The organism is Bacillus altaicus, from assembly GCF_042136375.2.
GTDB lineage: Bacteria > Bacillota > Bacilli > Bacillales > Bacillaceae_G > Bacillus_A > Bacillus_A cereus_U.
In genome coordinates this window covers 35,288-49,665 of sequence record NZ_CM143394.1, presented here as the reverse complement: position 1 = coordinate 49,665, position 14,378 = coordinate 35,288, and the positions used below count along the sequence as shown (strand labels likewise).

Below are 14,378 nucleotides of genomic sequence, written 5' to 3'. Positions count from 1 at the left end.
AAATTAACCACAGCTTGTGGATAAAACCCATATTATCTGTTGATAATATGGGTTTTTTTGTGTACATAAAATGTGTATAACTTTTTGTGTGACTGTGGATAATGTGGAAAAGTTATTTGGAAGTTTATATTATAAAGGTGGATATGTGCATAACCTTGTGGATAACATAGAGGAAGTCTGACCTTTGAAGAAATTCTTTTTTGGGAAATAAAAAACAAGGAGATGTCCAAAAAACATTTTGAAACATCCTCCACTTATTATATAAGGTGCTACTATTGTCAATCCTTTTCGAATCGTTTATATAATTTCATTTACTATGGTATTGATTCCAAAAGAGAAAATAAAAAGGAGGTCATCTCGTCAAAAAGCCCGACTTATGAGACATCCTCCTCTTTTAAATTCTCTTATATATGCAGTTCTTCCCATTCTGCCATACAAGCTTCAAGCTGTTCTTGCAGTGTTTGTTTTTTAGTTGTAATTTCACTAGCCTTTTCATAATCTGCATATATTTCTGGTAAGCAAAGCTGATCTTCTAACGTAGCAATTTCTTCTTCTAAGCCTATGATATTTTGTTCCAGTTCTTCAATTTTTCGAGTACGTTGACGCTCTAACTGTTTACGTTCTTTTTCTTCGAGATAATTTAATTTTTCTTGTGCCACCACTTTTTGAACAGGTACTTCATCTTCTTGCTCTAGTTCCGCGCGTTCAATCATTTCATTTTTCTTTTCAACGTAATAATCGTAATCACCTAAATATTCTTGTGCACCTTCTGTTGATAACTCAACAACGGTTGTCGTTACGCGATTAATAAAGTAGCGGTCATGAGAGACGAATAGAAGAGTACCTGGGTAATCAATTAAAGCATTCTCCAAAATCTCTTTACTATTTAAATCAAGATGGTTTGTTGGCTCATCGAGAATTAATAAATTGGATTTTTGCATCATAAGTTTTGCAAGAGCTAGTCGAGCCTTTTGTCCACCACTCAGAGAAGATACTGGTTTTAATACATCATCCCCTGTGAATAAAAAGTTGCCTAGTATAGTGCGAATTTCTTTTTCAGGTTGCAGGGGATATTCATCCCATAGTTCATTTAAAACTCGCTTCGAAGATGTTAAGTTAGCTTGTTCTTGATCATAATAACCAACAGATACATTTGACCCGAAAGCAACGTTTCCATGTAATAGCTGCAACTTATTCACAATGGATTTCAATAATGTAGATTTTCCAATTCCGTTTGGCCCAACTAAGGCAACACTGTCACCGCGAGTTAAGCGCATATTTACATGTTCAATAATCGGTTCCTGATAATAGCCAATAGTTGCATCTTTAACTTGTAAAACATCATTTCCACTTTGTTTTTCAATATCGAAGTGGAAGGAAGCTGATTTAGAATCGCCTAATGGTCTAGCTAATACTTCCATTCTATCTAATTGTTTACGGCGACTTTGAGCACGTTTTGTCGTAGATGCACGAGCTATATTTTTTTGCACAAAGTCTTCCAGTTTAGAAATTTCATCTTGTTGTTTTTCATAACGCTTCATCTCTTGCTCGTATAGAGCTGATTTTGAGTCTAAATATTTACTGTAGTTACCAACAAATCGTCGGCTTTCCTTATTAGAAATTTCGTATACTTGTGTAACGAGTTTATCTAAGAAATAACGGTCATGGGAAACGATTAAAATCGCGCCAGGATAGCCTTGTAAATATTGTTCAAGCCATGTTAGTGTCTCAATGTCCAAATGGTTTGTAGGTTCGTCTAAAATAAGTAAGTCTGGTCTAGTTAATAATAATTTCCCAAGAGCTAATCGAGTCTTTTGTCCACCACTTAATGTGGAAATTGTCGTCTGATGCGTTTCAACTGGGAAGCCAAGACCGCTTAAAATCGAGCGTATATCCGCTTCGTACTGATAGCCGCCTTGATCTTTATAATCTAATTGTAATTGGTCATAATCAGCTAATAATTTCTCATATATAGCCGCAATTGAAAAGTTTTCTTCTTTTCCCATCTCTTGCTCTAGCCTTCGAAGTTTTGTCTCCATCTGCTGTAGATGTGTAAAGACGGTTAACATTTCATCCCAAATTGTTAAAGACGTTTCTAATCCGGTATTTTGAGCTAAATACCCCATTGAGACATCTTTCGGTTTTATAATTTCACCACCATCATGAGATAACTCGCCAGCTATTATTTTTAATAATGTAGATTTTCCGGCTCCATTTCGTCCGACTAATGCGATACGATCTTTTGTTTGTACTTCCAATTTTATGTTTGCAAGAATCGTTTCTGCACCGTATAATTTCGAAAGCCCATTCACTTGTAATAATATCAATGTTTTCACCTCAAATAATTTCTTAACTTTGCCATGTTTATATTTCTCAATCATACTAAAAATAGTGTATAGTTTAAAATAAAGAGAGAATACTTCTTCTCTTTATTATACAAGGAAATTCATGAGTACTAAACTTCTGTATTTGATTCAAGTATAAGAATAAAGATAGGAAGAGAGGAGAGGTTATATGGATCAGCAAAAAATTCCACAGGCCACTGCCAAACGATTGCCTCTATACTATCGATTTATCCAAAACTTATCTCTTTCTGGTAAGCAACGTGTTTCATCAGCCGAATTGAGTGAAGCGGTAAAGGTTGATTCCGCAACTATTCGAAGAGATTTTTCATATTTTGGAGCGTTAGGGAAAAAAGGATATGGATATAACGTAAATTATTTATTATCATTTTTCCGTGAAACACTCGACCAAGATGATATAACACGCGTGGCACTTATTGGAGTAGGTAATTTAGGGACCGCTTTCTTACATTATAATTTCACGAAAAACAATAATACAAAAATTGAAATGGCGTTTGATGTTAGTGAAGAGAAAGTTGGAACAGAAATCGGAGGGATTCCTGTATATCATTTGGATGAATTAGAAGAACGTTTATCAACTGATATACAAGTGGCAATATTAACGGTACCCGCTACAGTAGCGCAATCTGTGGCAGATAGATTGGCAGAAACGAACGTGCATGGTATTTTAAATTTCACACCAGCACGCTTAAATGTGTCAGAGAATATAAGAATTCATCACATTGATTTAGCTGTAGAGTTACAAACGCTTGTTTACTTTTTGAAGAATTATCCACAATAAAACGCAGAGGGGATGACCTCTGCGTTTTATTATTGTTTTTTCTTTGTGAATTTAACTAAGATAAGGCGAAGTGCCAAATTAAAATCAATTGTTGCCATAACTGCAAATAGTATTGTCCACATATTCCAGATTGTATCTGTTACGTTCGTAATGGCGAAGCGTGTAAAGATACATCCAAGAAGAAAGTACAATGCAGCCATGAACAATGGTGAGTTTCTCATACTAAAAATCCTCCGATAAAGCCTTGCATTTTTTCAGCTTCTTTAATCATTTCTTGAATTTGCTCATTACTTACTACAACTTGAGCAACTGCAACTAATGTATTCATTGCAACATGAGCTGCAATAGGAACTATAATTCGTTTCGTTTTTACGTATAAAAAGGCGAATACGAGCCCCATAGAAGTGTATACCAATAAGTGAGTAAAATCAAAATGAATCGCCGCGAATACAAGTGAACTAATGATAGCGGCAATAAAGAAGTTAAACTTCTTATAAAGTGTACCGAATAAAATTTTTCTAAATACGATTTCTTCCAAAATAGGTCCTATTATAGATATGACAATCAGGAACCAAGGTGTCGTTCTTGCGATGTCCATAAGTCTTGCTGTATTTTCAGATCCCGGTGTAATCCCTAATAAACGCATTTCGATCATACCGGCAATGCTTTGTGAGAACAGCGCTAAGAAGAAACCAATAAAAATCCATCCAATTGTAGCAGGAACAGTAGAGCGCATTTTATCTAAATGCCTGTCACGAATGTCTGTTCTGAGTAACCAAAGTACAACGCATAATGCAATGAAAAAGCTAATGATAGCCCAATGACCAGTTATGAGTTGAAGTTTTTCCTCTCTAGTAAATCCCCTATTATCGTATAGTCCAGTTTTCAGGAGAAGCGGTAACCCGGCAATGCCTGATAACTGCATTAAAATGTATGTAACGATAATCCACCAATATTGTTTTTTCAAATGGTTTAACCATCCTTTCTAACGCTAGTGTATGAGATAAGGTAGGATAACATGTAAATATACTACCTACGATATAAACTTTCATTTGAATTATATTTTTTTTGTAAATAAGTATTTGAAAATAAAATAGGAGACAGGAAAAAGTTGTACGTTTAGCGAAAACAACTTAGGGTGTCTTTCATATTGTAACATACAAGAAGTGGGAACAACGATTCATATAGTAAAGGCAGTAGAAGAAGTAATGATATGTAGGAAAGTGCATAAAGTAATTTGCGAAAAAATTATGATTTTTTTACTTGCAAAAGAAATTGAGATTATTTATTATTAGAAGTGTGTTAGCACTCGTGTGACTTGAGTGCTAATAAATAAAATTTACATAACAAAATGAGGAGGTTATTGTTCATGCTAAAGCCATTAGGTGATCGCGTTGTAATTGAACTTGTTCAAGCAGAAGAAAAAACAGCAAGTGGTATTGTATTACCAGAAACTGCAAAAGAAAAACCACAAGAGGGTAAAGTTATTGCAGTAGGTACAGGCCGAGTGCTTGAAAATGGTGAGCGTGTTGCTTTAGAGGTAGCAGCAGGTGATCTTATCATCTTCTCAAAATATGCAGGTACTGAAGTGAAATACGAAGGTACAGACTACTTGATTTTACGTGAAAGTGACATTTTAGCAATTATCGGTTAATTATATACATTTTAAAAATCCAAGGGGGTCAATTATTATGGCAAAAGATATTAAATTTAGTGAAGAAGCACGTCGTTCGATGCTTCGCGGTGTCGACACTCTTGCAAACGCAGTAAAAGTAACGCTTGGACCAAAAGGTCGTAACGTTGTACTTGAGAAAAAATTCGGTTCACCACTTATTACAAATGACGGTGTAACAATCGCAAAAGAAATCGAATTAGAAGATGCATTCGAAAACATGGGTGCGAAATTAGTGGCAGAAGTTGCTAGCAAAACAAACGATGTAGCTGGTGACGGAACGACAACTGCAACTGTATTAGCGCAAGCTATGATTCGTGAAGGTCTTAAAAACGTAACAGCTGGTGCAAACCCAATGGGTCTTCGTAAAGGTATCGAAAAAGCTGTTACTGCTGCAATTGAAGAATTAAAAGCGATTTCTAAACCAATCGAAGGTAAATCTTCTATCGCACAAGTAGCTGCTATTTCTTCGGCTGACGAAGAAGTAGGTCAATTAATTGCTGAAGCAATGGAGCGCGTTGGTAACGACGGCGTTATTACTTTAGAAGAATCTAAAGGATTTACAACAGAATTAGACGTAGTAGAAGGTATGCAATTTGATCGTGGATATGCATCTCCTTACATGATTACTGATTCTGATAAAATGGAAGCAGTTCTTGATAACCCATACATTTTAATTACTGACAAAAAGATTTCTAACATCCAAGAAATCTTACCAGTATTAGAGCAAGTGGTACAACAAGGTAAACCACTTCTTATCATTGCTGAAGATGTAGAAGGCGAAGCGTTAGCTACATTAGTAGTGAACAAACTTCGTGGTACATTCAATGTAGTAGCTGTTAAAGCTCCTGGATTTGGTGACCGTCGTAAAGCAATGCTAGAAGATATCGCAATCTTAACTGGTGGCGAAGTAATCACTGAAGAATTAGGACGTGACTTAAAATCTGCTACAGTTGCATCTTTAGGACGCGCTGGTAAAATTGTTGTAACGAAAGAAAACACAACTGTAGTTGAAGGTATTGGAAATTCAGAACAAATCGAAGCTCGCATCGGTCAAATTCGCGCGCAATTAGAAGAAACAACTTCTGAATTCGATCGTGAAAAATTACAAGAACGTCTTGCAAAACTTGCGGGCGGCGTAGCAGTAATTAAAGTAGGTGCAGCAACTGAAACTGAGTTAAAAGAGCGCAAACTTCGCATTGAAGATGCACTTAACTCAACTCGTGCAGCAGTAGAAGAAGGTATCGTTGCAGGTGGTGGTACTTCACTTATGAACGTATACACGAAAGTAGCTTCTATCGTAGCTGAAGGCGACGAAGCAACAGGTATCAACATCGTACTTCGTGCACTAGAAGAGCCAGTTCGTCAAATCGCAATCAACGCTGGTCTAGAAGGATCTGTAGTTGTAGAGCGTCTAAAAGGCGAAAAAGTAGGCGTTGGTTTCAACGCAGCTACTGGCGAATGGGTTAACATGCTTGAGTCTGGTATCGTAGATCCAGCTAAAGTAACTCGTTCTGCACTTCAAAACGCAGCATCTGTTGCAGCTATGTTCTTAACGACTGAAGCTGTAGTTGCTGACAAGCCAGAACCTAATGGTCCTGCAATGCCTGATATGGGCGGCATGGGCATGGGTGGTATGGGCGGAATGATGTAATTCCGTTCTCCCGAAAAACATCCACTTCTATATAGAAGTGGATGTTTTTTTGTGTTTTTGAGCGCAGGAAATTAATTTCTGTAGAATTTTGTCGCTTTCTCTCTTGACCATACTGATACTTCATTGTTAGAATCTAGGGAGATAATATAAAACGATCCTTCATATATCCTCAATGATATGGTTTGAGAGTCTCTACCGGGTTACCGTAAACAACCTGACTATGAAGGCAGTGTGTCTTATATTTATAAAGAGCGGAAGACTATCTTTCTTTATAAAGCCAGACCCCTGCCTTTTCTTTGTCATGAGACTAGAGGCGGAGGACTGGCTTTTTTTATTATATTGGTAATGCTTTTTGCTAAATTGGTGAAAATATTTATATACGAGAACTAACGTTGGGGTGATTATTTTGAAGAAGCAGCATGATACAATTATCGTTTTAGATTTTGGGAGTCAGTACAATCAGTTAATAGCACGTCGAATTCGTGAGTTCGGTGTATACAGTGAACTTCATCCGCATACAATTACTGCAGAAGAAATTAAAGCAATGAATCCAAAAGGGATTATTTTCTCTGGTGGACCAAATAGTGTATACGGTGAAGGTGCATTACATTGTGATGAAAAAATCTTTGAGCTAGGATTACCGATTTTCGGTATCTGTTACGGTATGCAGCTTATGACGCAACACTTCGGTGGTAAAGTAGAACGTGCCAATCACCGTGAGTACGGAAAAGCTGTTCTTAAAGTAGAGAACGAATCAAAATTATATGCGAACCTTCCAGAAGAGCAAGTTGTATGGATGAGCCATGGTGACTTAGTAACTGGTTTACCTGAAGGATTCGTAGTAGATGCAACAAGTGAGTCTTGTCCAATTGCTGGTATGAGCAATGAAGCGGAAAACTTATATGGTGTACAATTCCACCCAGAAGTACGTCACTCTGAGCACGGTAACGATTTAATTAAAAACTTCGTATTCGGCGTATGTGGTTGTTCTGAAGGATGGAACATGGAGAACTTTATCGAAGTAGAATTAGAGAAGATCCGTGAAACTGTTGGAGACAAAAAAGTACTATGCGCACTTAGTGGCGGTGTAGACTCTTCTGTTGTAGCGGTATTAATTCATAAAGCGATTGGTGACCAATTAACATGTATTTTTGTGGACCACGGTTTACTTCGTAAAGATGAAGCAGAAGGTGTTATGAAAACATTTAGCGAAGGCTTCCATATGAACGTTATTAAAGTGGATGCACAAGAGCGCTTCATGAACAAGTTAAAAGGTGTAGAAGATCCAGAGCAAAAACGTAAAATCATCGGTAATGAATTCATTTACGTATTTGATGATGAAGCTTCTAGATTAAAAGGAATGGACTTCTTAGCGCAAGGTACACTTTACACGGACATCGTTGAAAGTGGTACAGCAACGGCACAAACAATTAAATCTCACCATAACGTTGGTGGACTTCCAGAAGACATGCAGTTCAAATTAATTGAGCCTTTAAACACTTTATTTAAAGATGAAGTACGTGTATTAGGATCAGAACTAGGAATTCCTGATGAAATCGTATGGCGTCAACCGTTCCCAGGTCCAGGACTTGGTATTCGTGTATTAGGTGAAATTACAGAAGAGAAATTAGAAATCGTTCGTGAATCTGATGCGATTTTACGTGAAGAAATTATAAAAGCAGGATTAGAACGTGAAGTTTGGCAATACTTCACTGCGCTTCCTGGTATGCGTAGTGTAGGTGTTATGGGTGACGAGCGTACTTACGATTACACAGTAGGTATTCGTGCAGTAACATCTATCGATGGTATGACAGCTGATTGGGCACGTATCCCTTGGGACGTATTAGAGAAAATCTCTGTACGTATCGTAAACGAAGTAAAACACGTTAACCGTATCGTGTATGATATAACGAGCAAGCCACCAGCAACTATTGAGTGGGAATAGTATTATAATGAAAGATCCATCTATCATTTTATGTATAGATGGATCTTTTTGTTTTATTTTTAAGTGATTACACGAACGAAAATACAAAAGTTTTTAAAAACGTTCGTTTTTAAATTGACACATACCCTATTGTGGGTTAATATGAGTATGTAATTGATACGAAAAGTGAATATTATGCCGTCGTATAATATCGGGGATATGGCCCGAAAGTTTCTACCTAGCTACCGTAAATGGCTTGACTACGAGGCGTTTGTATAAAGATGAGGGGAAACTTGTCTTTGTTTATAGAACGCTTCCATGTATATGCAATGGGAGCCTTTTTTATTTTTATAGATAAAAGAGGGCTAGGGAGAATTACGGCGAGTAATCATATAACGGGGGAAACGTAAGATGAAACGCTATTTTCAGTTTGATGAACTCGGCACAAATTATAAAACAGAGTTCATAGCAGGTTTAACGACATTTCTATCTATGGCTTACGTATTATTTGTCAATCCTGCTACGCTATCACTTGGAAATGTTAAAGGGTTACCAGCTGGTACAGGAATGGATCCAGGTGCAGTATTTGTTGCTACAGCATTAGCAGCGGCGATTGGTTCGTTAATTATGGGGATATTTGCGAAGTATCCGATTGCTTTAGCGCCAGGTATGGGAATAAACGCGTTCTTTGCTTATACAGCGGTGTTAACGATGGGAATTCCGTGGCAAACGGCAATTGCTGGAACATTAATGTCAGGTATTATCTTTATTATTCTTACTGCTTCAGGTATTCGTGAAAAAATCATTAATGCAATTCCAGTAGAGTTAAAGTTTGCAGTAGCGGCGGGTATCGGATTATTCATTGCCTTCCTTGGATTCCAAAATGCCGGAATTATCGTAAAAAATGATGCTGTCCTTGTTGGATTGGGGGATTTAACGAAGGGCACAACGTTGTTGGCGATTTTCGGAGTTGTTACTACAATCATCTTCATGATTAAGAAAATAAATGGTGCTGTTTTCTACGGCATGATTCTTACGGCAATCTTAGGAGTAGCAACAGGATTAATTGATACTCCGAAAGCTGTAGTGGGAGCAATACCGAGTCTAGAACCAACGTTCGGTGTGGCGTTAACTCACTTTGGAGATATTTTCACTGTTGAAATGGCGATTGTTATTATAACGTTCTTCTTTATTGATTTCTTTGATACAGCGGGTACGCTTGTAGCGGTTGCGAATCAAGCGGGATTAATGAAGAACAATAAATTACCACGTGCAGGAAAAGCATTATTTGCAGATGCGATTGCAACTGTAATTGGTGCAATTCTAGGTACATCTACTACAACGTCTTACATTGAATCGTCTGCAGGGGTAGCAGCAGGAGGACGTTCTGGATTTACAGCAGTTGTAACAGCAGGATTCTTCTTACTGGCACTTTTCTTCTCGCCACTATTAAGTGTTGTGACACCAGCTGTAACGGCACCAGCTCTAATTATTGTAGGAATCTTGATGGTTTCATCTTTAGGAGAAATTGATTGGAAGAAATTCGAGATTGCAGTACCAGCATTCTTTACTATCATTTCAATGCCACTTACGTATAGTATCGCAACAGGAATTGCAATCGGATTTATCTTCTATCCAATTACAATGGTTGTGAGCGGCCGTCGTAAAGAGATTCATCCAATTATGTATGTTATGGGAGTTTTATTCGTACTATATTTCATCTACGTTCGTAAATAAAAGGGGTTTTTTGAAAGGTCTAGACTTAAGGGGAGTCTAGACCTTTTTTGCGTCTTCAGAAAATCTTAAGGATTTCCGAGCGTTTTTCTTCAGAAGTTTTCTTATAATAGAAGTTAGGGATTAAAAAAGTGATGGGGGAGATAGTATGGCCGGGGAAACAATACTTGTCGTAGATGATGAAAAAGAAATTAGGAACCTTATTACAATTTATTTAAAGAATGAAGGATATAAAGTACTGCAAGCAGGGGACGGAGAAGAAGGGTTACGTATATTAGAAGAAAATGAAGTGCACTTAGTTGTATTAGATATTATGATGCCGAAAGTAGATGGTATTCATATGTGTATGAAAGTAAGGGAAGCGAAGGAAATGCCGATTATTATGCTATCGGCAAAAACGCAAGATATGGATAAAATTTTAGGATTAACAACAGGTGCAGATGATTACGTAACGAAACCGTTTAATCCGTTAGAGTTAATCGCAAGAATTAAATCGCAGCTACGTCGTTATATGAAAATGAATGGCTTCGCTATTCAAAATGAGGACGAGTTAGAAATAGGAGATATGGCAATAAACATTTCAACTCATAAAGTCATTGTAGAGGGAGAAGAAGTGAAGTTAACTCCAAGGGAATTTTCAATTTTAGAATTGCTAGCTCGTAATCCAGGTATGGTCTTTAGTGCTGAGCAAATTTATGAAAAAGTTTGGAACGAAAGATCTTTCCAGTCTGATAATACTGTAATGGTACATATTCGAAAAGTACGAGAAAAGATTGAGGAGAATCCAAGGAAGCCGAGATATATAAAAACAGTATGGGGAGTGGGGTATAAGATTGAAAAAGATATTTAATCCATTTACTTATATTAGGGAAGCTAGAAGGTTAGTTGGCAAACTAGTGAAGAGTGTTAAGCGGAGTATAAGAATTCAACTGATTACTACTTTTGCAGCTTGTGCGTTATTAGGAGTTTTATCATCGAAAGCAGCAGCGCCATTTTTTGAGAATGCGAATCGTGAAGCGACTATCGATTATCGGGCAGGTATGGAGCAAATTAATCAACAAGCTCAAAGTGCTGCAAATAGCTCGGTTCATGAAAATAAATTAGAAGTTATATCAAATATGATTGAAATGGAGAACCAAAGTTTAGAACAAGGATCTAGAGCTTTAAAAATATTGGTTACTGACGAAAGTGGTAAAGTTTTATATAAAACGAAGCAAGCACAAGAGGAGCAAATAGATTTACACAATACGATTCGTAATGCAGCATCCTTTGCGATTAATTATGTAAATGGTAGAAATGAATTTGAAAGTACGAGAAAAGAATTTATAGCTTTTGCCCCTATTACAATTGAAGGAAAGAATTTGTACATGTTTGTTAGTGGGATTCCGGAAGGTGAAGTAATGTATGCTACGCAAGAAGGACCGTTTCCATTTTTAATAGGTGTCCTTGTATTTATTTTCTCTTTCTTCTATATAACAAAGAGAAAGATGAAACAAATTGAGGCGATGGCAGAAGGTGTAAAAGAAATAGAAAAAGGAAACTTAGCTTATCGTATTGAGAAAAAAGGTGAGGATGAGATCGCTGCTTTAACTGAGAATATTAACAATATGGCAGAAGAGCTCATGTATAACATTGAGAAGGAGCGTAAACTCGAGAAACAAAAAAATGAACTTATTACAAATGTATCTCATGATTTGCGTACACCACTTACTTCTATTATGGGGTACTTACGATTACTTAGAGATTCTAAATATGAAAACAAAGAACAATATGATGAGTATACGAGAATTGCTTTTGCAAAATCGGAGCAGTTAAGGAATTTAATAGAAGATTTATTTGAGTATACGAAGTTAACGAATGAACAAGTTGTATTAGAAAAACAAGAAGTATGTGTAAATGAGTTGCTTGATCAATTAATAGAAGAGTTAGTACCGCAGGCAGAAGAGCACGGGCTTTCATTTGTTAAAAAATTTCCTGAAGAACGTGCGCATGCAATGATTGACTCGGAAAAGATGGTCCGTGTATTCGACAACTTGCTAATGAATGCGATTAAGTATAGTAAAGATGATGGAGAGATAAAAGTTTCTCTGCAAAGACAGCGCAGGGATATACAAATTGTTATTGCAAATCATAGTGAAGAGTTTACGAGAGAAGAGTTAGGGAACTTGTTTGAACGGTTTTATAAGAAAGATCAATCTAGAAGTAGAGTAACAGAAGGTTCGGGGCTCGGATTAGCTATTGCGAAAAGTATTGTTGAGTTGCAAGGTGGTAGTATTCGAGCTGAGTATGAGGACGGGATCGTTCAGTTCATCGTTTCATTACCAATTATAGAAAAATAATAAATGAATAGGATTTTATAGGATAAAAAGGCTTATTTTAAAAGGAATAAGTCTTTTTATATTTTTTTAGAAAAACATATTGACGATTAGAGTTTAGAGGTGTAATATAAAACAAGTCGCCGATAGCAACAACGCAGAAAGCGACAAAAGAAATAAAAAAACTTGGTTGACATTGAAATATGAAAATGTTAACATAAGGGAGTCGCAAATGAGCGACAAACAAGTTCTTTGAAAACTGAACGAAACAAACAACGTAAACGTCAATTTTTATTTTTAGATGCTAGACAAACTAACTTTATTGGAGAGTTTGATCCTGGCTCAGGATGAACGCTGGCGGCGTGCCTAATACATGCAAGTCGAGCGAATGGATTAAGAGCTTGCTCTTATGAAGTTAGCGGCGGACGGGTGAGTAACACGTGGGTAACCTACCCATAAGACTGGGATAACTCCGGGAAACCGGGGCTAATACCGGATAATATTTTGAACTGCATAGTTCGAAATTGAAAGGCGGCTTCGGCTGTCACTTATGGATGGACCCGCGTCGCATTAGCTAGTTGGTGAGGTAATGGCTCACCAAGGCAACGATGCGTAGCCGACCTGAGAGGGTGATCGGCCACACTGGGACTGAGACACGGCCCAGACTCCTACGGGAGGCAGCAGTAGGGAATCTTCCGCAATGGACGAAAGTCTGACGGAGCAACGCCGCGTGAGTGATGAAGGCTTTCGGGTCGTAAAACTCTGTTGTTAGGGAAGAACAAGTGCTAGTTGAATAAGCTGGCACCTTGACGGTACCTAACCAGAAAGCCACGGCTAACTACGTGCCAGCAGCCGCGGTAATACGTAGGTGGCAAGCGTTATCCGGAATTATTGGGCGTAAAGCGCGCGCAGGTGGTTTCTTAAGTCTGATGTGAAAGCCCACGGCTCAACCGTGGAGGGTCATTGGAAACTGGGAGACTTGAGTGCAGAAGAGGAAAGTGGAATTCCATGTGTAGCGGTGAAATGCGTAGAGATATGGAGGAACACCAGTGGCGAAGGCGACTTTCTGGTCTGTAACTGACACTGAGGCGCGAAAGCGTGGGGAGCAAACAGGATTAGATACCCTGGTAGTCCACGCCGTAAACGATGAGTGCTAAGTGTTAGAGGGTTTCCGCCCTTTAGTGCTGAAGTTAACGCATTAAGCACTCCGCCTGGGGAGTACGGCCGCAAGGCTGAAACTCAAAGGAATTGACGGGGGCCCGCACAAGCGGTGGAGCATGTGGTTTAATTCGAAGCAACGCGAAGAACCTTACCAGGTCTTGACATCCTCTGAAAACTCTAGAGATAGAGCTTCTCCTTCGGGAGCAGAGTGACAGGTGGTGCATGGTTGTCGTCAGCTCGTGTCGTGAGATGTTGGGTTAAGTCCCGCAACGAGCGCAACCCTTGATCTTAGTTGCCATCATTAAGTTGGGCACTCTAAGGTGACTGCCGGTGACAAACCGGAGGAAGGTGGGGATGACGTCAAATCATCATGCCCCTTATGACCTGGGCTACACACGTGCTACAATGGACGGTACAAAGAGCTGCAAGACCGCGAGGTGGAGCTAATCTCATAAAACCGTTCTCAGTTCGGATTGTAGGCTGCAACTCGCCTACATGAAGCTGGAATCGCTAGTAATCGCGGATCAGCATGCCGCGGTGAATACGTTCCCGGGCCTTGTACACACCGCCCGTCACACCACGAGAGTTTGTAACACCCGAAGTCGGTGGGGTAACCTTTATGGAGCCAGCCGCCTAAGGTGGGACAGATGATTGGGGTGAAGTCGTAACAAGGTAGCCGTATCGGAAGGTGCGGCTGGATCACCTCCTTTCTATGGAGAATTGATGAACGCAGTTCATCAATAAACGTTGACTTGTTTTGTTTCGTTCAGTTTT

10 protein-coding genes, 1 rRNA gene and 2 riboswitches are annotated in these 14,378 nt (G+C 38.5%); of the genes, 8 read left to right on the top strand and 3 right to left on the bottom strand.

Annotated elements, in window-relative coordinates; genetic code table 11:
* Nucleotides 1-404: 404 nt before the first annotated feature.
* Nucleotides 405-2,327 carry an ABC-F family ATP-binding cassette domain-containing protein gene (locus tag ACE38F_RS00175; RefSeq protein ID WP_375371387.1) on the bottom strand — a complete coding sequence of 641 codons (1,923 nt, stop codon included), beginning with the start codon at nucleotides 2,325-2,327 and terminating at the stop codon, nucleotides 405-407.
* Between the two features lie 187 nt (nucleotides 2,328-2,514).
* On the opposite strand from ACE38F_RS00175, the gene ACE38F_RS00170 reads away from it, so the two are divergent.
* Nucleotides 2,515-3,144: a redox-sensing transcriptional repressor Rex gene (locus tag ACE38F_RS00170; RefSeq protein WP_000372704.1), complete on the top strand. Its 630-nt coding sequence runs from the start codon at nucleotides 2,515-2,517 to the stop codon at nucleotides 3,142-3,144.
* Between the two features lie 29 nt (nucleotides 3,145-3,173).
* Here the strand turns inward: ACE38F_RS00170 and ACE38F_RS00165 are convergent, their stop codons facing one another.
* Together ACE38F_RS00165 and ACE38F_RS00160 are read right to left on the bottom strand one after the other, a co-directional pair.
* On the bottom strand, nucleotides 3,174-3,365 hold the full coding sequence (locus ACE38F_RS00165) for a YdiK family protein (protein WP_001246201.1): 192 nt from the start codon (nucleotides 3,363-3,365) through the stop codon (nucleotides 3,174-3,176).
* The gene (locus ACE38F_RS00160; RefSeq protein ID WP_002009988.1) at nucleotides 3,362-4,111 is read right to left on the bottom strand and encodes a CPBP family intramembrane glutamic endopeptidase; all 750 of its coding nucleotides are present in this window, start codon (nucleotides 4,109-4,111) and stop codon (nucleotides 3,362-3,364) included. The genes ACE38F_RS00165 and ACE38F_RS00160 overlap by 4 nt, the downstream gene beginning before the upstream one ends.
* Before the next feature lie 402 nt (nucleotides 4,112-4,513).
* Here ACE38F_RS00160 and groES point away from each other — a divergent pair, with 402 nt between their 5' ends.
* The 7 genes from groES (at nucleotide 4,514) to ACE38F_RS00125 (ending at nucleotide 14,314) form a co-directional block, all read left to right on the top strand.
* A complete protein-coding gene (groES, locus tag ACE38F_RS00155; RefSeq protein ID WP_002009985.1) occupies nucleotides 4,514-4,798 on the top strand; it encodes a co-chaperone GroES in 285 nt (94 codons plus the stop codon).
* Between the two features lie 37 nt (nucleotides 4,799-4,835).
* On the top strand, nucleotides 4,836-6,470 hold the full coding sequence (gene groL / locus ACE38F_RS00150; RefSeq protein WP_375371388.1) for a chaperonin GroEL: 1,635 nt from the start codon (nucleotides 4,836-4,838) through the stop codon (nucleotides 6,468-6,470).
* A 139-nt stretch (nucleotides 6,471-6,609) separates the two neighbouring features.
* A riboswitch (purine riboswitch) is annotated at nucleotides 6,610-6,711 on the top strand.
* A 165-nt stretch (nucleotides 6,712-6,876) separates the two neighbouring features.
* Nucleotides 6,877-8,415 (top strand): glutamine-hydrolyzing GMP synthase, encoded by a 1,539-nt coding sequence (guaA, locus tag ACE38F_RS00145; RefSeq protein WP_375371389.1) that lies wholly within the window; start codon nucleotides 6,877-6,879, stop codon nucleotides 8,413-8,415.
* Between the two features lie 160 nt (nucleotides 8,416-8,575).
* Nucleotides 8,576-8,677, top strand: a riboswitch (purine riboswitch).
* 128 nt (nucleotides 8,678-8,805) lie between these two features.
* Complete coding sequence (locus ACE38F_RS00140) at nucleotides 8,806-10,131, top strand: NCS2 family permease (RefSeq protein ID WP_002091603.1); 1,326 nt, start codon at nucleotides 8,806-8,808, stop codon at nucleotides 10,129-10,131.
* A gap of 145 nt (nucleotides 10,132-10,276) precedes the next feature.
* Nucleotides 10,277-10,978, top strand: a complete 702-nt coding sequence (locus tag ACE38F_RS00135; protein WP_215555033.1) for a response regulator transcription factor — start codon at nucleotides 10,277-10,279, stop codon at nucleotides 10,976-10,978.
* Nucleotides 10,962-12,467, top strand: coding sequence for a sensor histidine kinase (locus tag ACE38F_RS00130; protein WP_215555034.1), 1,506 nt, complete (start codon nucleotides 10,962-10,964; stop codon nucleotides 12,465-12,467). The genes ACE38F_RS00135 and ACE38F_RS00130 overlap by 17 nt, the downstream gene beginning before the upstream one ends.
* A 295-nt stretch (nucleotides 12,468-12,762) precedes the next feature.
* Nucleotides 12,763-14,314, top strand: a 16S ribosomal RNA gene (locus ACE38F_RS00125).
* Nucleotides 14,315-14,378 lie beyond the last annotated feature (64 nt).